The organism is Nonomuraea aridisoli, assembly GCF_003236395.1.
In the GTDB taxonomy this organism is placed as follows: domain Bacteria; phylum Actinomycetota; class Actinomycetes; order Streptosporangiales; family Streptosporangiaceae; genus Nonomuraea; species Nonomuraea aridisoli.
In genome coordinates this window covers 1-25,543 of sequence record NZ_POUD01000086.1, presented here as the reverse complement: position 1 = coordinate 25,543, position 25,543 = coordinate 1, and the positions used below count along the sequence as shown (strand labels likewise).

At 70.6% G+C, this 25,543-nt stretch carries 26 protein-coding genes; 11 read left to right on the top strand and 15 right to left on the bottom strand.

Going from position 1 to position 25,543, the window contains the following annotated elements:
• Positions 1-24: 24 nt before the first annotated feature.
• Positions 25-828 carry a class F sortase gene (locus C1J01_RS21355; RefSeq protein WP_111180753.1) on the bottom strand — a complete coding sequence of 268 codons (804 nt, stop codon included), beginning with the start codon at positions 826-828 and terminating at the stop codon, positions 25-27.
• On the bottom strand, positions 828-2,240 hold the full coding sequence (locus tag C1J01_RS49975) for a hypothetical protein (RefSeq protein WP_181448886.1): 1,413 nt from the start codon (positions 2,238-2,240) through the stop codon (positions 828-830). Before C1J01_RS49975 ends, C1J01_RS21355 begins: the two co-directional genes overlap by 1 nt.
• A 191-nt stretch (positions 2,241-2,431) precedes the next feature.
• On the opposite strand from C1J01_RS49975, the gene C1J01_RS21340 reads away from it, so the two are divergent.
• The 3 genes from C1J01_RS21340 to C1J01_RS21335 all read left to right on the top strand — a co-directional run bounded on the left by C1J01_RS21340 (position 2,432) and on the right by C1J01_RS21335 (position 5,456).
• Entirely contained in the window at positions 2,432-3,577 is a 1,146-nt protein-coding gene (locus tag C1J01_RS21340) for an acyl-CoA dehydrogenase family protein (protein WP_111180751.1), read from the top strand.
• 86 nt (positions 3,578-3,663) lie between these two features.
• Entirely contained in the window at positions 3,664-3,825 is a 162-nt protein-coding gene (locus C1J01_RS49970) for a hypothetical protein (RefSeq protein ID WP_181448885.1), read from the top strand.
• A gap of 80 nt (positions 3,826-3,905) precedes the next feature.
• Positions 3,906-5,456 carry a hypothetical protein gene (locus C1J01_RS21335; protein ID WP_111180750.1) on the top strand — a complete coding sequence of 517 codons (1,551 nt, stop codon included), beginning with the start codon at positions 3,906-3,908 and terminating at the stop codon, positions 5,454-5,456.
• Here the strand turns inward: C1J01_RS21335 and C1J01_RS21330 are convergent.
• The 3 genes from C1J01_RS21330 to C1J01_RS21320 form a co-directional block, all read right to left on the bottom strand.
• Entirely contained in the window at positions 5,440-6,072 is a 633-nt protein-coding gene (locus C1J01_RS21330; RefSeq protein ID WP_111180749.1) for an alpha/beta fold hydrolase, read from the bottom strand. The two genes, C1J01_RS21335 and C1J01_RS21330, sit on opposite strands and share 17 nt — an antisense overlap.
• Before the next feature lie 16 nt (positions 6,073-6,088).
• Complete coding sequence (locus C1J01_RS21325; RefSeq protein WP_111180748.1) at positions 6,089-8,311, bottom strand: ATP-binding SpoIIE family protein phosphatase; 2,223 nt, start codon at positions 8,309-8,311, stop codon at positions 6,089-6,091.
• Between the two features lie 123 nt (positions 8,312-8,434).
• Positions 8,435-9,142 carry an iron-dependent transcriptional repressor DtxR gene (locus C1J01_RS21320; protein ID WP_111180747.1) on the bottom strand — a complete coding sequence of 236 codons (708 nt, stop codon included), beginning with the start codon at positions 9,140-9,142 and terminating at the stop codon, positions 8,435-8,437.
• A gap of 103 nt (positions 9,143-9,245) precedes the next feature.
• On the opposite strand from C1J01_RS21320, the gene C1J01_RS21315 reads away from it, so the two are divergent.
• Positions 9,246-9,863, top strand: coding sequence for a UdgX family uracil-DNA binding protein (locus C1J01_RS21315; RefSeq protein ID WP_111180746.1), 618 nt, complete (start codon positions 9,246-9,248; stop codon positions 9,861-9,863).
• Between the two features lie 7 nt (positions 9,864-9,870).
• Here the strand turns inward: C1J01_RS21315 and C1J01_RS21310 are convergent, their stop codons facing one another.
• Together C1J01_RS21310 and pdxH are read right to left on the bottom strand one after the other, a co-directional pair.
• The gene (locus tag C1J01_RS21310) at positions 9,871-11,124 is read right to left on the bottom strand and encodes an MFS transporter (RefSeq protein WP_235854576.1); all 1,254 of its coding nucleotides are present in this window, start codon (positions 11,122-11,124) and stop codon (positions 9,871-9,873) included.
• 10 nt (positions 11,125-11,134) lie between these two features.
• Complete coding sequence (gene pdxH, locus C1J01_RS21305) at positions 11,135-11,788, bottom strand: pyridoxamine 5'-phosphate oxidase (protein WP_111180745.1); 654 nt, start codon at positions 11,786-11,788, stop codon at positions 11,135-11,137.
• A 232-nt stretch (positions 11,789-12,020) separates the two neighbouring features.
• Here pdxH and C1J01_RS21300 point away from each other — a divergent pair, with 232 nt between their 5' ends.
• The 4 genes from C1J01_RS21300 to C1J01_RS21285 all read left to right on the top strand — a co-directional run bounded on the left by C1J01_RS21300 (position 12,021) and on the right by C1J01_RS21285 (position 16,607).
• Positions 12,021-13,127 (top strand): citrate synthase 2, encoded by a 1,107-nt coding sequence (locus C1J01_RS21300; RefSeq protein ID WP_111180744.1) that lies wholly within the window; start codon positions 12,021-12,023, stop codon positions 13,125-13,127.
• 131 nt (positions 13,128-13,258) lie between these two features.
• Positions 13,259-14,368, top strand: coding sequence for a phosphoserine transaminase (gene serC, locus C1J01_RS21295; protein ID WP_111180743.1), 1,110 nt, complete (start codon positions 13,259-13,261; stop codon positions 14,366-14,368).
• A 160-nt stretch (positions 14,369-14,528) separates the two neighbouring features.
• Complete coding sequence (locus C1J01_RS21290; RefSeq protein ID WP_111180742.1) at positions 14,529-15,950, top strand: aldehyde dehydrogenase family protein; 1,422 nt, start codon at positions 14,529-14,531, stop codon at positions 15,948-15,950.
• Between the two features lie 27 nt (positions 15,951-15,977).
• On the top strand, positions 15,978-16,607 hold the full coding sequence (locus tag C1J01_RS21285; protein ID WP_111180741.1) for a TetR/AcrR family transcriptional regulator: 630 nt from the start codon (positions 15,978-15,980) through the stop codon (positions 16,605-16,607).
• On the opposite strand, the gene C1J01_RS21280 is transcribed toward C1J01_RS21285, so the two are convergent.
• The 8 genes from C1J01_RS21280 to C1J01_RS21245 all read right to left on the bottom strand — a co-directional run bounded on the left by C1J01_RS21280 (position 16,604) and on the right by C1J01_RS21245 (position 23,834).
• Positions 16,604-17,248 (bottom strand): rhomboid family intramembrane serine protease, encoded by a 645-nt coding sequence (locus tag C1J01_RS21280; protein WP_111180740.1) that lies wholly within the window; start codon positions 17,246-17,248, stop codon positions 16,604-16,606. The genes C1J01_RS21285 and C1J01_RS21280 overlap by 4 nt on opposite strands.
• Before the next feature lie 110 nt (positions 17,249-17,358).
• Positions 17,359-18,123, bottom strand: a complete 765-nt coding sequence (locus C1J01_RS21275; protein ID WP_111180739.1) for a crotonase/enoyl-CoA hydratase family protein — start codon at positions 18,121-18,123, stop codon at positions 17,359-17,361.
• Positions 18,124-18,129: 6 nt separating this feature from the next.
• Entirely contained in the window at positions 18,130-18,903 is a 774-nt protein-coding gene (locus C1J01_RS21270) for an SDR family NAD(P)-dependent oxidoreductase (RefSeq protein WP_111180738.1), read from the bottom strand.
• A gap of 48 nt (positions 18,904-18,951) precedes the next feature.
• Positions 18,952-19,290 (bottom strand): STAS domain-containing protein, encoded by a 339-nt coding sequence (locus C1J01_RS21265; RefSeq protein WP_090768483.1) that lies wholly within the window; start codon positions 19,288-19,290, stop codon positions 18,952-18,954.
• A 127-nt stretch (positions 19,291-19,417) separates the two neighbouring features.
• Positions 19,418-20,167 (bottom strand): energy-coupling factor ABC transporter ATP-binding protein, encoded by a 750-nt coding sequence (locus C1J01_RS21260; protein ID WP_111180737.1) that lies wholly within the window; start codon positions 20,165-20,167, stop codon positions 19,418-19,420.
• Positions 20,149-20,904, bottom strand: a complete 756-nt coding sequence (gene cbiQ / locus C1J01_RS21255) for a cobalt ECF transporter T component CbiQ (RefSeq protein WP_111180736.1) — start codon at positions 20,902-20,904, stop codon at positions 20,149-20,151. Before cbiQ ends, C1J01_RS21260 begins: the two co-directional genes overlap by 19 nt.
• A 3-nt stretch (positions 20,905-20,907) precedes the next feature.
• Positions 20,908-21,909 (bottom strand): energy-coupling factor ABC transporter permease, encoded by a 1,002-nt coding sequence (locus C1J01_RS21250; protein ID WP_111180735.1) that lies wholly within the window; start codon positions 21,907-21,909, stop codon positions 20,908-20,910.
• 77 nt (positions 21,910-21,986) lie between these two features.
• Positions 21,987-23,834 carry a glycosyltransferase family 2 protein gene (locus C1J01_RS21245; protein ID WP_146615679.1) on the bottom strand — a complete coding sequence of 616 codons (1,848 nt, stop codon included), beginning with the start codon at positions 23,832-23,834 and terminating at the stop codon, positions 21,987-21,989.
• 303 nt (positions 23,835-24,137) lie between these two features.
• Between C1J01_RS21245 and C1J01_RS21240 the strand changes: the two genes are divergently transcribed.
• The 3 genes from C1J01_RS21240 to C1J01_RS21230 all read left to right on the top strand — a co-directional run.
• Complete coding sequence (locus tag C1J01_RS21240) at positions 24,138-24,497, top strand: hypothetical protein (protein ID WP_146615678.1); 360 nt, start codon at positions 24,138-24,140, stop codon at positions 24,495-24,497.
• Positions 24,498-24,515: 18 nt separating this feature from the next.
• Positions 24,516-24,890 (top strand): ClpX C4-type zinc finger protein, encoded by a 375-nt coding sequence (locus C1J01_RS54125; protein WP_111180732.1) that lies wholly within the window; start codon positions 24,516-24,518, stop codon positions 24,888-24,890.
• 178 nt (positions 24,891-25,068) lie between these two features.
• Positions 25,069-25,543 (top strand): NAD(P)-dependent oxidoreductase (locus C1J01_RS21230; RefSeq protein WP_268958734.1); only part of this gene is annotated, 475 nt, incomplete at its 3' end.

The following is a 25,543-nucleotide window of genomic DNA, read 5'->3' as shown; positions in this document are numbered from 1 at the left end:
ACCAAAACAGCCACAAGTTCCCCGTCAACCGGCCTTCTTGGACAACGTTGCGTACACGACGATGTTGTCCGTGTAGCTGTGGGCCTTCTGGTTGAAGACGCCGCCGCACGTGATCACCCTGAGCTGGGCGCTGTCGACGTCGCCGTACACGCGCTTGGTCGGGAACGCGTTCTTGCTGGCCTGCTCGATACCGCTGACCGTGAACTGGGTGACCTTGCCGTCCGACCGGTACACGTAGATCTGGTCGCCCTTGGCCAGCTCGCGCAGGCGGTCGAAGACGGCGGGGCCCTGGCGGGTGCTCACGTGGCCGTTGATGATCGCCGGGCCGGCCTCGCCGGGCAGCGGGGAGAGGCGGTACCAGCCGGCCTGGTTGCGCTTGGTCAGCGGCGGGGTGCCGAGCTTGCCGTCCTTGCCCATGGTGACCCCGCCGATCGGGGCGTTCACCTTGATCTTGGGGATCTTGATGCGGATCGGCCGGACGCCGGTCTTCGCCTTGCCCGTCTTGGACGCTTTGGCCTTGCTCGTGGGCGGGATCGGCGCGACGACCGGCACCGCCGGGAGCGGAGGCGGCGCGTCCAGGCGTGCCGGGGTCAGCGGCGCGTCCTTGCCGCCCGGCCCGACGGTGGGCGCGAGGACGAAGGCGCCCGCGTTCTGCACACCGACCGTGGTCGGCGTGGGCTGGGCCGTCGCCGCGATCGGCGCCGAGCCGTCGTCCACCTTGGGCGCCAGTGACAGCAGGCTCACCATGACGATGCCGACGCCGCCGAGCGAACCCGCGATCAGCAGGCCGGGCAACGCGCGCTGCATGGGCGTCTTCTGCTCGGACATCAGCGTGCTCCTCCCGCATGCGCGGCCCTGCGTCGCCGCAGCAGCAGCCCGCCGCCCGCGCTTCCCATCACCAGCGCCATCCCGCCGGCCATGAGCGCGTACGGCCGCTCCGGCTCGGCCGGCGCGACCCCGGTGTCCACACCACCGCTCGGCGTCTTGGCCACCTGCGCCCGGTAGTACTTGGTCGCGGTCGGCGAGGCGGTCGTCGGCGTGGACGTGGCCGTGCCGGACGTCTGCGGATTGACCACCGCGTCATCCACCCCGTTGTCCGAGTTCCCGTCATCAACCGGCGGATCGTCGTCGGGGTCCGTCGGGTCATCCGGGTCCGTCGGCGGGTCGTCAGGATCCGTCGGCGGGTCATCGGGATCGGTCGGCGGATCGGTCGGCGGGTCCGTCGGGTCGGTGCCTTCCCCAACGGTCACCTGGACCGTGGAAGGGTTACCGACCGGGCTGCACTTCGCGCCATGGAAGCCGGTCGGAGTCTCGGGGGTGGTGGTCGAGACCTCAAAAGCGTCCAGCCACATGAAGCCCGTGGCGCCGACCTTCTCGATCTTGATCTTGTGCTTGCCGTAGGGCAGCGGAGGGGTCAACTCCCACAGGGTCTTGCCGCCGGCCATGTCGTGGTTGACAGGATTGTCGTTGCCGTTGCGCGAGGGATTGACGGTGGCGACAAGTTTGTCGTCGATGTAAATGTTCACCGGGCTGGCGTCTTTGTCGGTCGGCCCGATGTACTTCACGCCGGTCCCGACGAAGGTCAGCTCGGCGAAGGCGCCTTCCACAGTGGTCTCGTGCAGGTCATTGTGCACGTGCTTCTCGGACGAGGGAAGGTCGTCAAGCGACCCCCAGCCGTTGCTGTAGACGATCCCCATACCGCTCGGATTGTCCGCGTCGGGGCCGTCGTTGTAGACCACCTCACCGTCCGGCGGGAAAAAGTCGAGGTCGATGTCTCCCGGCGTGATGCTGATGGTCCCCGCCCTGTTGGTGAGACCCGGGTCGTTGATGCTCTCCGGCAGCCCGAGCACGTCGTCGGGGCGGAGCCTGCGCTCGGGGTCGGAGACGCCCCGAGGCATGAGGACGCCCGTCCAGTCCCCGCGGAGGTCGACGTGACCGGTGGCGTGCACCTGGCCGCCTCTGCGGAAGTAGCCGGGAGACAGCAGCCGCCTGGGATCACCGGTGTACGCGAGCTTCCACGTTAGGTTGAGCGGATCGCCGACCGACAGGTCCGTGGCGAAGGTGAGGTTGGTCTTCAGCATGACCGGACCGTTCCGGGCGATGCTGTTCTCGCCGACCGCGTTGCACTGGTACTCGATGATGAGGTCGGCCGGCGCCGCCGACGCGGGCACCTGAGGAAGAACCACCATGCCTAACGTCGCCACAGCCCCGACCGATGCGGCGATCAACGCCTTGCCCAAGCGATTCACGGGAGACTCCGATCAACCACGACAGACCGAGGGAGATCTTAGAGTCGAAAACCCCTGCAACATATGCGGAAAGGCACATCTTCTGGCACTTGTGATGAAGCCGTGTCCGCAGCTGTAGTCGCAGGGCCAGAAGGGGTATACCTGGCGGTAACAGAATAGAATTCTGCGACTGGAGACGCCCGATGCAGCGAGACCTCTTCGACGAGGAGCACGACCTCTTCCGGGAAGCCGTACGCGAGTTCATGGCCCGTGAGGTCGTGCCCCACCACCCGCAGTGGGAGAAGGACGGCATCGTCCCGCGCGAGGTGTGGAAGAAGGCCGGCGAGCTGGGGATGTTCGGCTTCTCCGTGCCCGAGGAGTACGGCGGCTCGGGGGTCTCGGACTTCCGCTACAACGCCGTCGTCGTCGAGGAGATCATCCGGCACGGCGCCAGCGGGCTCGGGTTCTCGCTGCACAACGACGTCATGGCACCGTACCTGGTGGATCTGACCGACGACGGGCAGAGGCAGCGGTGGCTGCCGGGGTTCGTGAGCGGGGAGCTGATCACGGCGATCGCCATGACAGAACCGGGCGCGGGCAGCGATCTGCAGGGCATCAGGACCACCGCCGTGCGCGAGGGCGACCACTACGTGCTCAACGGCCAGAAGACCTTCATCACGAACGGCGTCAACGCCGACCTGGTCGTCGTCGTGGCCAAGACCGACCCCGCCGCGGGCGCCAGGGGCATCACGCTCATCGTCGTGGAGCGGGGCATGGAGGGGTTCGGCCGCGGGCGCAACCTGGACAAGGTCGGCATGAAGGCCCAGGACACCGCCGAGCTGTTCTTCGACGACGTACGGGTCCCGGTCGCCAACCGCCTCGGCCCCGCCGAGGGCGAGGGCTTCGTCCAGCTCATGAACAACCTGCCCCAGGAGCGTCTGTCGATCGCCGTCGCGGCGGTGGCGGCGGCCGAGACCGTGCTGGAGCAGACCATCGCGTACTGCAAGAGCCGCCAGGCCTTCGGGCGCACCATCGGCTCGTTCCAGAACACCCGGTTCGTCCTGGCCGAGCTGGCGACCGAGACGGAGATCGCCCGCCACTACGTCGACAAGTGCGTCCGCGCGCTGAACGCCCGGGAGCTCACCGCCGTCGACGCCGCCAAGGCCAAGTGGTGGACCACCGAGCTGCAGACCAAGGTCATCGACCGCTGCCTGCAGTTGCACGGCGGGTACGGCTACATGACCGAGTACCCGGTCGCGAAGGCGTGGCTGGACAGCCGCGTCCAGACCATCTACGGCGGCACCACGGAGATCATGAAGGAGATCATCGGCCGCTCCTTCGGCTTCTAAAAGCCCGTGAAGGCCGCGGGAAAGCCGTTCGAAGCGTCTGAACCGTCACCGCGCGGCGACCCGCCTTCCGCCCCATACTGGACAGCATGGACAGCGGCCTGATCCTCCTGGTCTTCCTGGCGTTGCTGTTCGCCTGGGGCCTCAACCGGCTACGCCGGGCGATCCGCCTCGGCCCCGTCGGCTACGCCGGCGTGATGATCGTGTTCGTCATCGTCATGTTGTTGCTCTGGGGCCAGACCAGGGTCTGACGGCCTTGCGCGCCGCCCTCCCGCCCCGTCATCATGGCGACCATGACGATCTCAGGGAAGGGCGGCCGCCGCCCCCGCCGGTGAAGCCCGGATCCTGGAAGCGGGCCGACGAGCCCGGCTTCCTCGCCCACGCACTGACCCTGTCCGCCGCGTACGGTCCCGGCCCCTGGCCACAGGACGACCTGCCGGACGAACCCCCACGAACCGGCGACGGGCCGTTCTTCGCGAGCGGCGCGCTCGACGGCATCCGTACCCACCACGCCTCCTCTGACCGCGACGCCGCCGCGGTCGGCGAGGTCGCCGGCCTGATGGAGACCCTGGCCCGCGCACCCGACCCCGGCACGATGGCCCGGCTGCACGACCTCCTGGCAGACACGCCCGCGCTGTCGATCGCCGACGACCTGGTGACCGAACTCCACCGCAGACAGGTGCCCGCCGGCGGCCTTCACGCCGTCGGACGCGAGCTGGCCGAGTACGGCACCCGCCGCGAGGCCGTCAAGCTCGGCATCGTGCTGGTGGGCGCCTGCGGCGACGAACACGACCGCGACCTGCTGCTCCTGCTCGGAGCGCTGGAGGAGTTCACCCTGTACGCGGTGGTCGCCCTGCTGCGCAGCCAGCCCGACGGCGAACGCGCGGTGTACGAGCTGGCCCGCCGCGTCGACGGTTGGGGGCGCATCCACGCCGTCGAGCGCCTGCGCGACACCGGGGATCCCGAGATCAGGGACTGGCTGCTGCGCGAGGGCTGGCGCAACGGGGTCATGAACGAGTACCTCGCGCCCATCGCGGCCCAGCACCTCTACGAGGCCCTGCTGGATCCGGACGACCCGGACGACGACCTGGTGGCCGCCGCCGCCGACGTGCTGGCCACCCTGGTCGACGGCGAGGGCGGCCCGTCCTCCGGGATCTCGTCCTATCCCGACGCCATCCCCGCCCTCGCGCGGCTCGCGACGCTGGTCGCGACGGCCGAGCCGACGCTCGCCCTGGTCAACGACATGCTGACCATCACGGCGTACCTGAGGAGAGACGATCTGCGCTGGCCGGAGCTGGACGTGCGCACCCTGCGCCGTCACTATGAAGCGCTGGCCGCCAGGGCGGACTGGCGCGAGCCGGTGCTCGCCCGGCTGGCCGAGCCCGGCGGCGCCGACTTCGGCGCCGCGCTGAACGTCGCCGGGCGGCTGGGGCTCCGCGCCGTCCCGCAGGCCCTCGCGCATCTGCGGGCCGCGCCGGACGACGACTACAGCTGGTACACCGCGATCCGCATGGCCGACCACGAGGAGGCGGCCCAGGTCGCGGAGGCCGCCGCGGAGCTCCTGCCGCTCGCCGCCCTCACCACCGGCCCCGGGCGGGACCTCGGCATCGGCCCGGAGTACTCGGCCGAGATGTGCCTGGAGCTCGTCGTCGGCGGCCTGGAGGACCATCCGGGCGTCGGGACGCGGCTGCTCGCCGTCGCCCTGCGCAACCGTGTCGTCCGGCTGCGCTGGGGCGCGCTGCGCGTCCTGACGGCGTGGGACGCCGTGCCCGGCGAGCTGCTCGACGTGCTCCGCGCGGCGGCGGAGGCCGAGCCGGAGCAGGAGCTCCGCCGCGAGCTGCGCGCCTTCGTCGCCTCCGGCCGGGTCACTCCTCCAGGATGACCCGGGCGACCAGCTCGGGGTCGTCGCTCATCGGCACGTGACCGCAGCCCTTGAGCAGCTTGACCCGCTGCCCCGACCACCGCGCCGCGCGTACGGCCTGGCGGCGGGGCAGCAGCCGGTCGTGCTCGCCCCAGGCGATCGTGACGGGCGACTTCGGCGGCCCCGGCGGCATCAGCCCGCCGAACGACTCCAGTGTCGGCGCGAACCCGCCATACCGGGCCGAGGCCCGCATGGCCCGCAGCACCGTCCGGTAGTAGAGCAGCTCGGGGCGGGTCCAGAAGCCGACCGGCGAAAGCGCGGTCGCCGTGCGGACGACACCACGCGAGGCGAGTTCGAGCGCGATGTAGCCGCCCAGCGAGTGGCCCGCCACGTGCGGCTCGCGCACCCCGAGCCGCACGCAGAACGACTCCACCGCGTCCGCCAGCGACTCGGCGGTGTACGGGATCGGCTCGGGCAGCCCCGCGGAGGCCCCGAAGCCGGGCAGGTCGACCGCGATCACCGTACGCGCGGCAGCGAGCCGGTCCAGCACCGGCAGCCACGTGCGCCGGTGGTGGCCGATGCCGTGGACGAGGATCAGGGGCTCGCCGCTGCCCCGCCGTTCGAAGGCCAGCTCCATGCGGCCAGTGAACCACTCACCTGCCGCGGGTGGGAATCTCGAACCAGACGGCTTTGCCTTCCCTGGTAGGACGCGATCCCCAGCGACGGGCCAGCTGGTCGACCAGGTAGAGGCCGCGGCCGCCCTCGTCGTTCTCGCCGGCGCTGCGGATGCGGGGCAGCCGGAGGTCCTGGTCGAACACCTCGACCCAGACCGCCTCCTCGCCCCTGCGCAGCCGGAGGGTGAACTCCTTGTCGCCGACCACGTCGTCCTCGAGGCCCGGCATGTCCCACGAGTCCTCGAACGGCAGCGGCGGCCCGTCGATCACCAGCTCGCGGCGCGGCACCCCGGCGCTCGCCGCGTGCAGCACCACGTTGGTCACGACCTCGGAGACCAGCAGGCAGGCCAGCTCGGCGCGTTCTTCGGGCACGTTCCAGCCCGTGAACGCCTCCGCGGCCATGCGGCGCGCCTCCCCCACCATGATCGGTTGGGCGGGGAACGTGCGCTCCTCCACGTCGAGGTCGACGTCGCTGGAGCGGACCACGAGGATCGCCATGTCGTCGTCGATCTCGCCGGGCACGGCCACGGTGGCGGCGTCGGCGATGCGCTCGACCTCGGCGTCGGACATCTTGGCCAGCTTCTCGCAGAGCACGCCGAGCGTCTCGGCCTCGCTCGGCATCCGGCCGTCGCGGGCGGGGCGCCGGTCGACCAGGCCGTCGGTGTAGAGCAACAGCGCGGCGCCCGGCGGGAGCGTGCGCGTCTCCTCCTTGTAGACCAGGTCGGCGTGCAGGCCCTTGGCGCGCACCCCGAGCGGCTGGCCGACCTCCTCGATGTCGAGCTCGACGCACTGGCCGTCGACCAGCAGCAGCGGCGGCGCGTGGCCGGCGTTGGCGAACGACAGCTGCCGCGACCAGGCGTCGTAGACGAGGTACTGGCAGGTCACGATGGGCGGGATGCTGACCTCGGTGCCGTTGTCGTCCTGCTCGGGGGTGGCGATGATGCGGGTCCACTCGTCGAGCCTGGCCAGGATGTCGGCCGGCGACTTGTCGTCCTGCGCGAAGGCCCGCAGCGCCGCCCTGAGCTGGCCCATGATGGCGGCGGCCTTGGCACCCCGGCCCTCGACGTCGCCGATGACGATGCCGACGCGGCCGGCCGACAGCGGGATCACGTCGTACCAGTCGCCGCCGACCTGGGTCTGGATGCCCTGGCCGTGGGAGGCGAGCGGCGCCGCCGGGTAGTAGCGCACGGCGATCTGCAGGCCGTCGAGCTGGGGCAGCGCGCGCGGCAGCAGGTGTTTCTGGAACGACTCGGCGGTGTGGCGCTCCTCCTCGAACAGCAGCGCGTTGTCGATGGCGAGCGCGACGCGGGTGGCGATGGCGCCGACGAAGTCGCGGTCGAAGGCGTCGTAGTGGGGGCTGCGCCGGTCGGTGAGGTTGGACAGGCCGAGGTACATCAGGCCGAGCGTCTCACCCCGGACGAGCAGCGGGGCCACGATGGCCGACGTCATGCCGATCTCGCCGCACAGCCGGGCGCTGCCCTCGTGGGGCTGGGGGTAGCGGTTGCCTGTGAAGTCCTCGACGAGGATGGTCTCCTGGCGGCGCAGGGCGGTGTCGGCGTAGTGGCCGGAGGGGTAGCGGATCTCCGCCCCCACCGGCTTCCATGTTCCCGACGGCGGCGTCCACCCCTGCACGTGCTGCGACACCCGGCGGACGAGCCGGTCACCCTCCATCAGCTCGATGAAGCAGTGGTCGGCGAACTGCGGGACGAGCATCTCGGCGACCCGCTTGAGCGTCTCCTCGACGTAGAGCGAGCCGGCCAGCCGCTCGCCGATGCGCTCCAGCAGGCCGAAGCGGTCCTTCTCGCGTTCGTTGCTGCGCAGCGCCTCACGCGCCATGATCACGATGCCGGTGACCGACCCCGACGAGTGGCGCAGCGGCACGGCCTGGGCGCGGACGTAGACGATGGTGCCGTCGTCGCGGCGGACGTCGAACGTGCCCTCCCACACGCCGCCCTTGAGCACGTGTTTGGCCAGCTCGATGGCGAGCGGGTGGTCCTTCTCCATGATCCCGAGGGACAGGGTGGACGTCTCACGCGCGGACGACCCGCCCTGCCGGCCGAACAGCTTCTCGGCGAACGGGTTCCAGTAGAGGAGGTTGCTGAAGCGGTCGGTGACGACCACCGCCATCTCGGCGTGGTCGAGGACCGACCCGGCAGCAAGATGATCGGCCGCCTCCTGGGACAGCTCCCCCCAACGCTTCATCCGGAGACCACTCCTCGAGGTGGCATGTCTGCACAGCGGACCACGGGCGCTCCTGCAACAGTCTTGGCCAGGGGAGAGTGGAGGGCCTCCCAAGGGGGATTCAACCAAGCAGCTGCGCGCGCGTCAGCGCTTGGAGACAAAAACGTGCGCCGCGACATCACGCGGAAGCTCCGCGGGATTGTCTCTTGCGTCACCGTCACCTGTCACCCGCACACCGTCGTCGCTCGCCGCGAGCGTCACCTCGCGTCCGGGTTGTATCCCAACTTGCTTGAGTTTAAGCATCACAGCGGGATCGCTTTGCACTTGTTCGCTAATTCGCCGCACGACCACGGCGGTGTCACGCGGGCCCGCCAGGTCGGACATGGTCTCGAGGGCGTCGTCGGCGCCGCTCTCGGCCGGCTCCTGTGCCCCCAGCTCGCCCAGGCCCGGGATGGGATTGCCGTGGGGGCAGGAGGTGGGGTTGTCGAGCAGCGTCACCAGTCGCGCCTCGACGGAGTCGGACATGACGTGCTCCCAGCGGCACGCCTCGATGTGCACCTCTTCCCAGGGCAGCCCGATGACCTGGATGAGCAGGCATTCGGCGAGACGGTGCTTGCGCATCACGCGGGTGGCCAGCGTGCGCCCGAGGTCGGTCATCGACAGGTGCCGGTCGCCCTCGACGCGGACGAGGCCGTCGCGCTCCATGCGGGCGACGGTCTGGCTGACAGTGGGGCCGCTCTGCTGGAGGCGCTCGGCGATGCGGGCACGAAGGGGGACGATGCCCTCCTCTTCGAGCTCGTAAATCGTGCGGAGATACATCTCCGTGGTGTCGATCAGGCCGTGTGCGGTCAAGGCAGTCCTCCCAACTGAAATGTTACGCGGTCGTAGCGGGGACTGGGCCCGTCCGCTGCGGGCACAGAGGTCACACGAACCCTAGTGGGAGAAACGACCGACGATGGCTAACACCAGCAACAACGGGGCCGCGAAGTTCCTTCCCGACCGGCTCGACCTCGACGCGCTGCGCGCGGCGGCGGCCGGCTGCGAGGGCTGTGACCTGTATCGCAACGCCACCCAGACGGTCTTCGGCGAGGGTCCCGGTCATGCCACGTTCATGCTCGTGGGTGAGCAGCCCGGCGACCGGGAGGACATCGAGGGGCATCCGTTCGTCGGGCCCGCGGGGCGCGTGCTCGACCGCGGACTGGAGGAGGCCGGCATCGCGCGGGAGGACGTATACGTGACGAACGCGGTCAAACACTTCTCCTTCACGCCCCGGGGCAACCGGCGGATCCACCAGAAGCCGACGGCCGCCGAGATCACCGCCTGCCGTCCGTGGCTCAACGCGGAGCTGGCCGTGGTGCGGCCCGAGGTCGTCGTGGTGCTCGGCGCGACGGCGGCCAGGTCGCTGCTCGGGCCCGCGTTCCGGGTGACGCAGCACAGGGGCGAGCCGGTGCCGCTCGGTGAGGCGCTGGCGGTGGCGACGGTGCATCCGTCCGCGGTGCTGCGCGCGCCCGACCGGGAGGACGCGTACGACGGCTTCCTCGCCGACCTGCGCGCGGCGGCCCGCGCCGCGTGAGGCGCGGCTAGCGTGGCGCGGTGGCCTGGTGGGCGCGGAAGTTGCGGAAGCCGCTCACCGAAAGGCCGACGGCGATCACGGTGACGGCGCAGGCGATGCCGCCGCCCACCCACGCGCCGCTCAGCCCGAACATCGTCGCGGTGGCACCGGCGCGCAGCTCGCCGAGGCGCGGCCCGCCGGCCACGACCACCGTGAAGACGCCCTGGAGCCGCCCGCGCATCTCGTCGGGCGCGTACAGCTGGAGGATGGACTGCCGCCACACCGAGGAGATCACGTCGGCGACGCCGCCGACGGCCAGGAACGTGACCACGAGCCACAGGCTGTCGGCCAGGCCCGCGGCGGCCACGGCGAGGCCCCAGACGGTGATGACGACGACCAGGGCGACCCCCTGGCGGGAGACCCGGCTGACCCAGCCGGAGAAGAGCGCGCCGGCGACGGAGCCGATGGCCATGGCGGCGTTCAGCCAGCCGAGCGCGGCCGGGGAGCCGCCGAAGCTGACGTCGGTCAGCTCGGGGAAGAGCGCCCGCGGCATGGCGAACACCATCGCGATGATGTCCACGACGAACGACATCATCAGCACCGGGCTGCCTGCGATGAATCTGAGGCCCTCCGCCACGGCCCTGGCCCCCGGACGTCTCACCTCGCCCAGCGGGGGCAGTGAGGGCAGTCTGAGGGCCGCGTAGAGGCTCGCGGTGAACAGCAGGGCGTCCACTCCGTACGCGACGGCGAAGCCGCCGTTCGCCAGGGCCACCGCGCCGATCATCGGCCCCGCCACCGCGCCGATGCTGTAGACCAGCGAGTTGAGCGCGTTGGCGGCGGGCACCAGCTCCGGCGTGAGGATCCTCGGGATGATCGCGCCCCTGGTCGGGCCGGTGATCGCGAAGCCGGTGGAGTTGAGCGCGACGGCGACGAAGATCAGCCAGACGTTGTCCATCCCCACCAGGGCCTGGATGAGGATGAACAGCGTGGAGACCCAGGCGATCAGCGAGCCGGCGAGCAGCAGCTTGCGCCGGTCCACAGCGTCGGCGACGGCCCCGCCCCACAGGCCGAAGACGATCAGCGGGACGAAGTTGGCCATGCCGAGCAGGCCGACGTAGAAGGAGGAGTGGGTCAGCTCCCAGACCTGCTGCCCGACGGCGACGACGGTGACGCCGACGCCGATGTTGGAGACGGTCTGCCCGAGCCAGATGCGCCGGAACGCGGCGACGCCGAGCGGCCGGGTGTCCACCAGATGCCGTTTGACCAGCTCCCCGAATGCCACCCGCAGCACCTTAAGGGGCAAGCCTTTCCAAAACCCATCCGGGTCGGGTACGCCGGTAACGGAGCCTGTCGTGCATCCGGTCGAGCTGGCCCTGCCAGAACTCCACCTCGATCGGGGTCACCCGGAAGCCGCCCCAGAAGTCGGGCACCGGCGGATTCTCCGGCCATCGGGCCGCCAGCTCGGCGTAACGGGCGTCCAGCTCCTCGCGCGAGCGCACGACGGCCGACTGCCGCGAGGCCCAGGCCCCGATGCGGGAGCCGTACGGGCGGGACTCGAAGTAGGCGGCCGATTCCTGGTGCGAGACGCGCGTCACGGTGCCCTCGACGCGCACCTGGCGGCGCAGCGGGTGCCAGGGGAACAGCAGCGACGCCCGGGGGTTCTCGGTCAGGTCGCGGCCCTTGCGGGACTCGTAGTTGGTGTAGAAGACGAAACCGCGTTCGTCGTAGCCCTTCAGCAGCACCGTGCGCGCGCTCGGACGGCCGCCGGCCGAGGCGGTGGCCAGGACCATGGCGTTGGGCTCGGGCAGGCCGGCGTCGAGCGCCTCCTGGAACCAGACGGCGAACTGCGTGATCGGATCGGGCGCGAGGTCGGCTTCGAGCAGCGGCTCGCCCTCGTACGTACGGCGAAGCGCCGCCAGCAAGGGCGGGCGCGGGGTGGCATCCACAAAACGGTATTCTTGCGCGCTCGTGTGGCGGATCTCATGCGGGCCGCCTCCAGCGGGTCGCCACAGGCCGCCGTGAACCGGCGCCTGGCGCGTCTCGCCTACCAGCGGTTTCCCTCCAACGGCGGGTCCGGAGACCGAGCACCACCTGGTACGGGGTTAAATTGACCCGCCGGTATCTCGACATCAAGGCATCGCATTGCCGAAACATGGCAGGAAAGGGAGGCGGCCGAGTATGTCCGACTTCAAACCCGGACTCGAAGGCGTCGTAGCTTTCGAGACCGAGATCGCGGAACCGGACAAAGAAGGGGGCGCCCTTCGATACCGGGGCGTCGACATCGAAGAGCTGGTCGGCCGTGTCCCGTTCGGGCACGTTTGGGGCCTGCTGGTCGACAACCAGTTCCAGCCGGGTCTCCCCCCGGCGGAGCCGTACCCCATCCCTGTCCACTCCGGTGACATCCGCGTAGACGTCCAGAGCGCGCTCGCCATGCTCGCTCCGGCCTATGGCTTCAAGCCCCTGCTCGACATCAGCGACGACGAGGCCCGCGACCAGCTCGCGCGCGCCTCGGTGATGGCGCTCTCCTTCGTGGCTCAGTCCGCGCGCGGGCTCGGCCTGCCGATGGTCCCCGAGAGCCGCGTCGACGAGGCCAAGACGATCGTCGAGCGTTTCATGATCCGCTGGCGCGGTGAGCCCGATCCCAAGCACGTCAAGGCCATCGACGCCTACTGGACCTCCGCGGCCGAGCACGGCATGAACGCCTCCACGTTCACCGCCCGCGTCATCGCCTCCACCGGCGCCGACGTGGCCGCCGCGCTCTCCGGCGCCGTCGGCGCCATGTCGGGCCCGCTGCACGGCGGCGCCCCGGCCCGCGTGCTCCACATGATCGAGGGCGTCGAGCAGCTCGGCGACGCCAAGAAGTACGTCCAGGGCGAGCTCGACAAGGGCAACCGTCTCATGGGCTTCGGTCACCGCGTCTACCGCGCGGAGGACCCGCGCGCCCGCGTGCTGCGGCGCACCGCCAAGGAGCTCGACGCGCCCCGTTACGAGGTCGCGGCGGCGCTGGAGCAGGCGGCCCTGGAGGAGCTGCACGCCCGCAAGCCCGACCGCGTGCTCGCCACCAACGTGGAGTACTGGGCGGCCGTGGTGCTCGACTTCGCCGAGGTCCCCTCCCACATGTTCACCTCGATGTTCACCTGCGCGCGCACGGCCGGCTGGGCCGCGCACATCCTCGAGCAGAAGCGCACGGGCCGGTTGGTCCGCCCGAGCGCCAACTACACCGGCCCCACCTCCCGTCCCCTGAGCGAGGTCCCGGGCGCCGACGAGGTCATCGGCAAGTACTGACCGGCGGCCTTCCCCACGACGGCTACCGCGCGTGTATCCCCACGCCGCGGTAGCCGTTCCGCTTTCCTGGGAGGTCTCAGGATCCGGACCGGCTTACCGGCCCATCCGCGCAGGTCGGTAGGCTCCGTTACGTGGCTGACATCGTGATTCCCGCTGACATCAAGCCCGCCGACGGCCGTTTCGGCTGCGGGCCCTCGAAGGTTCGCACCGAGCAGCTGGCCGCGCTCGCCGCCTCCGGCGCGAGCGTCATGGGCACCTCGCACCGCCAGAAGCCGGTCAAGAACCTGGTCGGCCGCGTCCGTTCCGGCCTGGCCGACCTGTTCTCGCTGCCGGAGGGCTACCAGGTCGTCCTCGGCAACGGCGGCACCACCGCGTTCTGGGACATCGCCGCCTTCGGGCTCATCCGCGAGAAGTCCCAGCACCTGTCGTTCGGCGAGTTCTCCTCGAAGTTCGCCGCGGTGGCCAAGAAGGCCCCGTGGCTCGCCGAGCCGAGCGTCATCGCCGCCGAGGTCGGCACGCACCCGAAGGCGGTCGCCGAGGACGGCGTCGACTCCTACGCGCTCACCCACAACGAGACCTCGACCGGCGTCGCCATGCCGATCACCCGCGTGGGCGGCGACGACGCGCTGGTGCTCGTCGACGCCACCTCCGGCGCGGGCGGCCTGCCCGTCGACATCGCCGAGACCGACGTCTACTACTTCGCGCCGCAGAAGAGCTTCGCCTCCGACGGCGGCCTGTGGATCGCGATCATGTCGCCGCGCGCCCTGGCCAGGGTCGAGGAGATCGCCGCGAGCGGCCGCTACGTGCCGGAGTTCTTCAGCCTGCCGGTCGCCATCGACAACTCCTCGAAGGACCAGACCTACAACACTCCGGCCGTGGCCACGCTGTTCCTGCTGGCCGACCAGCTCGACTGGATGAACGGCAACGGCGGCCTGGCCTGGACGACCGCCCGCACGGCCGACTCCAGCCAGCGCCTGTACACCTGGGCCGAGAAGTCGTCCTACGCGACGCCGTTCGCCGCGCCGGAGTTCCGCTCGCAGGTGGTCGGCACGATCGACTTCGCCGAGTCCGTCGACGCCGCCGCCGTGGCCAAGGTGCTGCGCGCCAACGGCATCGTCGACACCGAGCCGTACCGCAAGCTGGGCCGCAACCAGCTGCGCATCGCCATGTTCCCGGCGATCGACCCGGCCGACATCGAGGCCCTGACGACCTGCGTGGACTACGTGGTCGAGCGCCTCTAGAGTCTTCCGTTCAACCAAAAGGGCGACCGCTTCGGTCGCCCTTTTTTCGTGCCGTCGATCGGACAGTGTGTCCGACACCATGTCCGAAATGGGCGGAATCGGGGTTACGCTGATGAATGCCTGGTCAGCACGGCCGGGCTCGACCATCTTGGAGTGACCCTTGTCTGTTTCCGAACGTGCCGTTGCCGTCTCGTCGACCGTCGGAGGGCGAGCCCATCCGACGGCGGCGCATTTCGACGTTGTGAACCCTGCCACCGGTGAGGTCTTCGCCACCGCGCCCGACGCGTCGGTGGCCGACGTGGACGCGGCCGTGCGTGCCGCCGCCGAGGCGTACCCGTCGTGGCGTTCCGATGCGAGGACGCGCCGGGAGGTGCTGAACGCGGCCTCCGACGCCCTGCTGGCCGCCTTGGACGAGATCGTGCCCATCCTGACCGCCGAGCAGGGCAAGCCCCTCGCCGAGTCGGCGCGGGAGGTGCGGACGATGGCCCTGTTCTTCCGCTACTACGCGGACATGGAGCTGCCGCGCGAGGTGCTGCGTGACGACGAGAGCGCCTACGTCCAGCTCGTACGGCGCCCGCTCGGCCCCGTCGCGGTCATCGCCCCGTGGAACTTCCCCCTCACGCTCGCGGGCGCGAAGGTCGCGCCGGCGTTGTCGGCCGGGAACACCGTGGTGCTCAAGCCCTCCCCCTTCACGCCGCTGTCCTCGTTGAAGGTCGGGGAGGTCCTGCGGGAGGTGATGCCCGCCGGCGTCCTCAACGTCATCAGCGGCGGCAGCGAGGCGGGCGCGGCCATGACGACGCACCCCCTCATCCGCAAGATCAGCTTCACCGGCTCCATCGCGACGGGCAAGGCCATCGCCGCCGCCGCGGCGGCCGACCTGAAGCGCACCACCCTCGAGCTCGGCGGCAACGACCCGGTGATCGTGCTGGAGGACGCCGACCCCGTCCGGGTGGCCGAGGGCGTCTTCCCCCGCGCCTTCTCCAACACCGGCCAGGTGTGCGTGGCGCCCAAGCGGGTGTACGCCCACGAGTCACTGCGGCCCGCGCTCGTCGAGGCCCTCGCCGAGCTGGCCCGCAAGGCGAAGGTCGGCGACGGCTCGCTCGCCGGCACCGAGCTCGGCCCGGTCAACAACCGTCCGCAGCTGGAGCGGGTCGCCGAGCTGGTGGACGACGCCGTCCGGCACGGGGCCACCGTGGCCGCCGGCGGAAAGGCGATCGACGGCAGGGGATACTTCTACCAGCCGACGATCCTGACCGACCTCGGCGACGGTGTGCGCATCGTCGACGAGGAGCAGTTCGGCCCGGCGCTGCCCGTCATCGGCTACCGCGACCTGGACGACGCCGTGGCCCGGGCCAACGCCACCCACTTCGGCCTCGGCAGCTCCGTCTGGGGCGAGGACGTGGAGCGGGCGGCGGCGGTGGCCGAACGGCTCGAGGCCGGCATGACGTGGGTGAACACCCACACCGCGTCGAGCCTGGACGAGCCGTTCGCCGGCGTCAAGTGGAGCGGCATCGGCGTGGAGAGCGGCCGGTGGGGCCTGAAGGGCTTCACCGAGTTCCACCTCATCCACCAGGCCCGCTGACCCCCAGACGAGCGAAGGAGTCATGAGATGCCCTCGATCACCCGGCGTCCCCCCAGGAGTGACGAAGACCGCACCGCGGTCAGAGCCAGGCTGCTGGCCACCACTCAGCGGCTGCTGACCGAGGGCGTCGGCTTCACCGAGCTCGGCGTGCAGCGCATCGCCGCCGAGGCGAAGGTGGCGCGCTCCTCGTTCTACGTGCACTTCAGGGACAAGAGCGAGCTGTTGCTGCTGCTGGCCACCTCCTTGAAGCAGAAGTCCTTCGACATCGTCTCCCGCTGGCAGAGCGAGCGGGAGGCCGACTGGGAGGGCCTCGCGCGCGCCTATGAGGACGTCCTCACCCTGTACCGGGAGAACGCCGCGGTGCTCAGGGCGATCAACGAGGCGGCCACGTACGACCCGGCGGTCCGCGCCGCCTGGAACGCCCAGCTCGGCCGCTTCCACCGGACGGTGGCCGACCGGCTGCGCGCCGACCAGCGCGCCGGCCTGCTGGGGCCGGACGTCGATCCCGAGATCGGCGCCAGGGTCGTCGTCTTCGGCGGCTTCGCCGTGTTGTCCCAGCACATCGCGGACGGCGACGCCGCCGACGACGCGGCGGTCGCCAGGGAGGTCGCCCTCGCCCACTGGCACGGCACCTTCCGGCGCCCCGCCGTGCCCTAGTACGGGTACGGGGCGGTGACGGCGGGCCGGCGGCGGCGCAGCACCCAGGCGGCCACCACGCCGCCGATGAGGCCGAACAGGTGGCCCTGCCACGAGATGCCCTGCTGGTTGGGCAGCAGGCCCGCCAGGATGCCCCAGTAGGCGACGCCGACGCCGACGGCGATCGCGATGTCGAGCAGCCGGCGGTCGAACAGGCCGCGGGCCAGGATGAAGCCGAAGTAGCCGAACACCAGCCCGCTGGCCCCGACCGTCACGACGTTGATCGGCGTGGTGAGCCACGTGCCGAGGCCGCCGATGAAGATGATCAGGACGGTCGCCCAGAGGAACTTGCCGACGTCGCGCAGCCCCGCGAGGAAGCCCAGGATCAGCAGCGGCACGGAATTGGCCATCAGGTGGCCGAAGCCGCCGTGCAGGAACGGCGCGAAGATGATGCCGATGAGGCCGTCGCCGTCCCACCCCACGATGCCGAACTGCCGGTCGAGCAGGCCGAAGCTCGTGTCGTACGGAGTGATGAGGAAGTCGACGATCTCGACGACCCACATCACCGCCAGCATGGCGACCACGATGATGAACGCGCTGACCGCGCCGGACAGGAGGGCTCCGGCGCCACGCCTGAACCTCGAACCCGAATAGTCGCTCATGCGCTCTCCCGGTAGGTCGTCTTCTCTTTCTTTACCGTAACCAGGAAGACGTAAGCGCGTGTAAAGGGAGAAGCCCCTCCCGCCCGAGGCGAGGACGGGAGGGGATCAGGTCATTCGCCCTTCCACTGGGGGGCGCGCTTCTCGGCGAAGGCCGCCGCGCCCTCCATGGCGTCCTTGGAGCCGAACACCGGGTTGATGATCTCGCCCTGCTTCTTGAACATCTCCTCCAGCGACCAGTCCTGCGATTCGATGATCACCTTCTTGGTCGCGGCGAGCGCGAGCGGGGCGTTGGCCGCGATCTTCTTGGCCAGCTCCAGTGCGCCCTCCAGCGCCTTGCCCGGCTCGGTGACCCGGTTGACCAGGCCGAGCTCGTACAGGCGGGAGGCCGGGTAGTGGTCGCCGGTGAGGGCGATCTCCATGGCCACGTGGTACGGGATCCGCCGCGGAAGCCGCATGACGCCGCCCGCGCCGGCCACCAGCCCGCGCTTGGGCTCGGGCAGCCCGAACGTGGCGTCGGACGAGGCCACGATCACGTCGCAGGCCATGGCCATCTCGAAGCCGCCCGCCAGGGCGTACCCCTCGACGGCGGCGACGAGGGGCTTCTTCGGCGGCGACTCGGTCAGCCCGCCGAACCCGCGGCCCTGCACGACCGGCAGGTCGCCGGTCAGGAACCCCTTCAGGTCCATCCCCGCGCAGAACGTGCCGCCGGCGCCGGTCAGGACGTACGCGGAGATGTCGGGACGGGCGTCCAGCGCGTCCAGCGCCTCGGCGACGCCCCTCGCCACGGCCCCGTTGACGGCGTTGCGGGCCTTGGGCCGGTTGAGGGTGAGAATCGCCACATTGCCGGACTCTTCGACGAGCACTTCGTCAGACACGAGACCTCACTTGGGCTGGAAGCGGATGCCGCCGTCGAAGCGGACGACCTCGGCGTTCATGTAGTCGTTCTCGATGAGCGACCTGACCAGGTGGGCGAACTCGTCGGCCCGCCCCATGCGCTTGGGGAAGACCACCGGCGCGACCAGCTTGGCCTTGAACTCCTCGGAGTTGGGCGAGAAGCCGTAGATCGGGGTGTCGATGATGCCGGGGCAGATCGTGTTGACCCGGACGCCGATGGCGGCCAGGTCGCGCGCGGCCGGCACGGTCATGCCGACGATGCCGCCCTTGGAGGCGGAGTAGGCCACCTGCCCGGTCTGCCCCTCCAGCGCCGCCACGGACGCCGTGTTGATGACGACGCCGCGCTGGCCGTCCTCGTCGGCGGGCGCGGTCTTGGCGACGGCCGCCGCGCCGATGCGCATGAGGTTGAACGTGCCGATCAGGTTGACCTCGATGACCTTGCGGTACGAGGCCGGGTTGTGCGGGTTGCCGTCGCGGTTGACCGTGCGCTCGGCCCACCCGATGCCGGCGCTGTTGACCACCACGCGCAGCGGCTTGCCGGTGGCCACGGCGGCGTCGACGGCCGCCTGCACCTGCTCCTCGTCGGAGACGTCCGTCTTGACGAAGACTCCGCCGAGCTCGTCGGCGATGGCCTTGCCGCGCTGCTCGTTGAGGTCGGCGATGACCACCGTGGCGCCGGCGCGGGCCAGCTCGCGGGCCGTGGCCTCACCGAGGCCGCTGGCACCGCCGGAGATGATTGCTGCAGATCCGTTCACGTCCATATCCCGGACCCTAACCCGCCAACCGAATGAAGTTCTACTCGGGGGCGGCTAAATCTCTCCCACGGCGGTGTCGACGTCGGCGTAGACCTTGATGCGCCGGTCGAGCCCGGTGGTGCGGAGGATCCGCGCCACCGGCGCCTGCGGCGCGGCCAGGGACACGCCGCCACCCTCCCCGGTCGCCAGCCGCCATGCCTCGATGAGCACCGACAGGCCGCTGGAATCCATGAACGACAGCTGCTGCAGGTCGAGCACGAGCCTGGCGCCGTCCTGCTTGATGGCGTCACGCACCTCGTCGCGCAGGAACGGGGCGGTGAACAGGTCAAGCTCTCCCTCAACGGCCACCACCACGGCATCGCCCAGGGCGTGTCGCGCAAGCCGCAGCTTCATTTGGCCCCTCCTCGATGAGCCACTGTACTTCGACATCCCCGGCAAGCGGGCATGCACAAACTACGAAGAGTCTGATGCAGCAGGGCAAGGCCCCTCTAAACAGGGGCCAAACACCCGTCAAGCACGGTCAACCGGCCGGAATGGCGAACCCGTACGGAAGTTCCAGACGGTGGCGGGCCAGCAGGCCGGTGTCGGCCAGCAGCTCGCGGGTGGGCCCGTCGGCGGCGATCACCCCGCCGGACAGGATGAGCGCGCGCTCGCACAGCTCCAGCGCGTACGGCAGGTCGTGGGTGACCATGAGCACCGTCACGTCGAGCGAGCGCAGGATCTCCGCCAGCTCACGGCGGGCGGCCGGGTCGAGGTTGGACGAGGGCTCGTCGAGCACCAGGATCTCCGGTCTCATCGCGAGCACCGTGGCCACCGCGACCCTGCGCCGCTGACCGAACGACAGGTGGTGCGGGGGCCGGTCGGCGAACTCCAGCATGCCCACCTGATCCAGCGCGTCCTCCACCACCCGGTCGAGTTCCGCGCCGCGCACGCCCGCGTTGGCCGGGCCGAAGGCGACGTCGTCGCGGACGGTGGGCATGAAGAGCTGGTCGTCGGGGTCCTGGAAGACCAGGCCGACGCGCTGCCTGATCTCCTTCAGGGTGTCTTTCGCGACCGGGGTGCCGGCCACGGTGACAGTGCCGTGCCCGGCGGTGAGAATGCCGTTGAGGTGCATGACGAGGGTCGTCTTGCCGGCGCCGTTGGGGCCGAGCAGGGCCACGCGCTCGCCGCGGGCGATCGACAGGTCGACGCCGAACAACGCCTGGGTGCCGTCGGGGTAGGCGTAGGCGAGCTGCCGGACTTCGAGTGAGTTCACCACGGTAGGCCCCATATTGCCAGGGCCACGGCGGGCAGGGCGAGAGCGGTGCCCCATTGGCGTACCGATGCCGAAATATCGTGAGTAATCGGCATTTCGCCGGTGTAGCCGCGGCTCAGCATCGCCAGGTGCACCCGCTCGCCCCGCTCGTACGAACGGATGAACAGCGCCCCGGCCGAACGCGCGAGCACCGGGATGTGCCGGACGTCGCGCGCCACGAACCCGCGCGACTCCCTGGCCACCCTCATCCGCCGCATCTCGTCCACGATGACGTCCATGTAGCGGAGCATGAACATGGCGATCTGCACCAGCAGGCTCGGCAGCCGCAGCCGCTGCGCCCCGACGAGGATCACCCGCGGCTCCGTCGTGGCCGCCAGCAGGATCGAGGCGACCACCCCGAGCGTGGCCTTGGCCAGGATGTTCCAGGCCGCCCACAGGCCCGGCACGCTCAGCGAGAGCCCCAGCACGGTCGTGCGCTCCCCCAGCCCGATCACCGGGATGAGGAACGCGAACAACACGAACGGGATCTCGATCGCCATCCGCCGCACGATGTGCCCGGCGGGCACCCGGGCGGCCACCGCGACGGCCGCGAGCAGCGCCGCATACGCCGCGAAGGCCCAGAACCGCTCGCGCGGCGTGGCCACCACCACGATGGCGAAGGCGAGCACCGCGAGCAGCTTGCACTGCGGCGGCAGCCGGTGCACGACCGAATCGCCCGGCAGGTAGAGCTGGTGATGATGGCCCGCGCCCACGTGTCACACCTTGGTCTTGTCACGACTCCTGGCGACGTGGGCCACGACACCGCCGATCAGCAGCACGAGCCCGACGCCGATGATCCCGGCCACGCCGACCGGGATTCCACCCACGTCACCGTAGTCCGCCAGGGCCCACTGCCCGAACACGTGGTCGCCCGCCTGCTCGCCGAAGCCGTGGGTCTCGGCCACCGCCTCCAGCCCGTCGGGCTCGGGCGAGGCGAAGAACGACACCACGCCGGCCAGCACGAGCGTCAGGCCGACGCCGCCGAACAGGAACGGCTTGAGCCTGCCCGAGGCGGCCACCGGCCGCTCCTCGCCCACGGTCGTGGTGGTTCCTTCGGCGCCGCGCAGGACCAGGGGCCTGGCCAGGCCGCGGGCGCCGTACACGAGGTCGGGGCGGACGGCCAGCACCGCGCCGACGGTCAGGGCCGTGATGACGGCCTCGCCGATGCCGATCAGGACGTGCACGCCGCCCATCGCGGCGGCCACCGCGCCGACCTCGATCGGCGCCGTGCCGCCGATCCAGAACAGCAGCGTGAAGACCAGCGCCGAGGCGGGCACCGAGACCAGCGCGGCCAGGAACGCGGCCACCACGACCTTCCCCCGCGCCAGGCCGGTGACCAGCCGGAAGACGCCCCAGCCGACGAGCACGGTGACGATGCCCATGATCGTGATGTTGACGCCGAGCGCCGTCAGGCCGCCGTCGGCGAAGAACACGCCCTGCACCAGCAGGACGACGGCCATGCACAACATACCTGTATAGGGCCCGACGAGTATCGCGGCCAGCGCTCCTCCCAGCAGGTGGCCGCTGGTGCCGGCGGCGACGGGGAAGTTCAGCATCTGCACGGCGAAGATGAACGCGGCCACGAGCCCGGCCATCGGGGCGGTGCGGTCGTCGAGCTCCCTGCGCGCGCCACGCAGGCAGACCGCGACCCCGGCGGCGGCCACCACGCCGGCCGACAGGGAGGTGACCGCGTTGAAGAAGCCATCGGGTACGTGCACGGCAGGCCTCCATGCCGAGAGAACGGACAAGCGCTCCCACTGTAGGACATAGATTTGCACCTGCACATAGGTGGCAATTACCGAATCATCCTCTTGATGAGCCGCCGAGGGGTCAGCCGCCGCACCACCGCGCTGAGCCGCCCCTTGCCCGGCGTCGCGTACGGCCGCACCGTGCGCAGCAGCGCCACCGCCCACCAGCCGCGCGGCGCCGCGACGGTGTCCTCGTCCGTCTCGATCCTGAACCGGGCGGGGGGACCGCCCAATTCCAGCTCCAGGTACGCGTCCCAGGTGCCGGGTGCCAGCCGCCCCACCGCGGGCCTGGCCACGAACCCGCCGCCGGGCAGGGCCACCACCCGGTCGTCGCGTTCGCTGCCGGTGGTCCGCTCGCGCCAGACGATCCGCCGGATCGCCGCGGCCGCCGGGGCGGTGCCGGCCACGCTGACCTCGCCGTCGACGAGGAGCCGCTGCCCGAACGTCCACCGGGTGCGGACGAGCCGCGCCGCGCCCGGCACCGCCGCCACGTGGCCGCCCATGTCGATGCTCAGGTTGCCGTTGTCGCGGGTGAAGTACGGCACCGCCACCACGCCGCCGACCATCCGGGGCTGGGGACGTCCGACGCCGCTGTCGCGCTCGGCGCCGAGCCGGCCGAGCCGGACGACGCCCTCGATCTCGACCGCCACCTTCAGGTCCCAGACGCCGGAGTCGAGCGCGCCGACGTCGACCCTGGCGGTGAACTCGCCGCCCTTGCGCTCGGCCGGCAGCACCAGCTCGCGGGCCGGGTCGTGGCGGGCGCGCAGCACCACGGCCAGGCCGTCGTCCCTCGGATGGCCGGCGAGCCGGGCGGCGCCGGAGACCACCAGGCACTCGCCCTCCCAGCGCAGCCCGGTCAGGCGCCGGCGGATGGTGGCGCTCTCGATGCGGGCCAGGCGCACCAGGCGGTCGACGTCGTCGAGCGCGGTGACGCGCTGCCGGTCGATGGTGCCGAGCCGCTCGTGGACACCGGGGGTGTACCACTCGTCGCACAGCGCGGCAACCTCCCGCGCGATGTCCTTGCGGCGCACGTCGTCGCTCTCCAGGAACGCCGGCCCGAGCTGGGCGAAGACGTCGAGCCGGAAGTGCCGGCGGAGCAGGTGGTCGCGCAGCGGGCCGGGCTCGACGTGCCGGGCCATGAGCCGGATCGGTTCGCGGATCATGGTCAGCCAGCCGAGCGGGTCGCGGCTGCCGGGCTGCTGCATGATGCTGCTGCCGTCGGGGCGCGAGACCAGGTGGTAGCAGTCGTAGTCGGCCACCACCGAGATCACCCTGGCGTGGCAGTAGGCGTGCACGGTGAACAGGATGTCCTCGCCGACGAGCATGCCCTCGCCGAAGCGGATGCGGTGGTGTTCGATGAGCTCGCGGCGGAACAGCTTGAAGCAGCTCAGGCTGTTGTAGACGGTGCTGTCGCCCAGCTCCGCCCGGTCGGCGCTGCGCTGGAACATCGACTGCGGCGCCCGCCGGCCGTGGCCGACGACCTTGCCGAGGACGATGTCGGAGCCGTTCCTGTCGGCCATGGCGACCATGCGTTCCAGGGCCTCGGGGCCGAGGTAGTCGTCTGCGTCGCAGAAGAAGACGTAACGGCCGGTGGCGTGCTCGATGCCGAGGTTGCGCGGCCGGCCGGCGCCGGTGCTCCCGCCGGGGATGCGGACGACCTTGATGGTGTCGCCGTGGTATTCGGCGTACAGGTCGAGGAGTTCGGCGCTGCCGTCGGTGGAGCCGTCGTCCACGACGACGATCTCCTTCTTCACCCGCTGCACCAGCGCGGAGGTGAGGCACCGGTCGAGGTAGGCCCGGCAGTTGTGCACGGGGATGACGACGCTGACGTCGACCGCGTCGTCTCCGGTCCCTGTCGCCGACATCGCCACCATCGCCGCCACTCTCACCGTCACGTTGCGCTGCCATTCCGTTTCAGTATGTGACGAGCGATGGGTCCCGCGGGGGCGGATCCGAGGTCTTCATCCCCTCCATTTGCTAACTCCGGAGAATCGCGGCAATCGGCCAATAATGGGCGGCACACCCGCCAATTACGCATTCAGCCGGCACCGAATGCGTTTCAGGGGTGAGGTTTTCCCTCCCGGGAGAAGAATCCTCACCACGCGGATCACTACGGCACCACCGCGTACGCTGCGTGATCCTCCGACGGCACATAGGCGTCTACAGTTAGGCAACCTTGAGGCGGGAGGTGGCGGGAAATGGGATCGGAGCTCCGCGGGGATGTGACCGGCGGGTCGGTCGTGCACACGGCCGAGTTCATCGTCTCCTCGGCACGGCTGGGAGAGCTGTACGAATGCTCTGCGCTGCTGCGCCGTACGAGGCTGCGGGCCGAGGAGATCGTGGACGAGGCGCGGACGCTGCTGATGGAGGCGGAGCGGCGAGGTGAGACCGCCCGCGCCCTGGAGCTGCGCGACCAGTTGGAGACCGCGCGGACGAAGTACTGCCAGGTGCTGAACGCGTACATGACGATCCTGCGCCGGATCAACGAGGAGCGGCAGGAGATCCTGCGGGCCCAGCTGCAGCGGGACCGGATCGAAGGCTTGTCAGGTGCGGCCTGACGGGCGTAGTGTCAGGCCATGCCTGACTGGAAGGACAAGCTCCGCTGTTCGTTCTGCCACAAGAAGAGCACGGACGTGAACAAGCTGATCGCCGGTCCAGGGGTGCACATTTGCGATGAGTGCGTCGGCCTGTGCCACGAAATCCTCGAGGCCGAGCGGCATTCCGCCGAACAAGATTCCGGCGAGCCCCGGCTTCCCGCGTGGGAGTCGATGACCGACGAGCAAATTCTCGACCACCTTCCGAAAATCGCCGCCGTGCAGGCTCAGGTGGACGACAACCTGCACGACTGGGTGTCGTATTTGCGCACGCGCGACGTCAGCTGGGAGCGCATCGGAGCGGCGCTCGGCATGACCCGGCAGAGCGCCTGGGAGCGGTTTCGGAGCGAGATCTGATGATTCGTGAACTTTTGTGGCGTCTGAGACGTCCAACGGATATGGAGGCCTGAAATGCGCGTTCTGGACGCGGCGCTCCACCCGCCGCGCGAACGCCAGGCCACCGGCTGAACGGGCTCCAGCTCCCCGGCCGCCCCGGGGAGCTGGAGCAGGGGGACCTTCCGTAGCATGTCTGGTCATGCTGCGATGCGCCGTGCTGGACGACTACCAGGGCGTGGCCCTGGGCCTCGCCGACTGGTCCCGGGTGCGGGCCACGAGCTTCCGCGAGCACTTCGCGAGCCGCGACGACCTCGTGGCGGCCGTGCGCGACTGCGAGATCGTGGTCGCCATGCGGGAGCGCACACCGTTCCCCGCCGAGGTGTTCGACCGGCTGCCCAACCTGCGCCTGCTCGTCACCACCGGCATGCGCAACGCCTCCATCGACCTCGAGGCCGCCCGGGCGCACGGCGTCACGGTCTGCGGCACGTCCGGCGGCTCGACCTCGACGGTGGAGCTGACCTGGGCGCTGATCCTCGGCCTGGCCCGCCACCTGGTGCCCGAGGCGACCGCGCTGCGCGCGGGCGGGCCATGGCAGAGCACGGTCGGCGCCGACCTGCACGGCCGCACCCTCGGGCTGATCGGGCTCGGCCGGATCGGGGCGGGGGTGGCCGCGG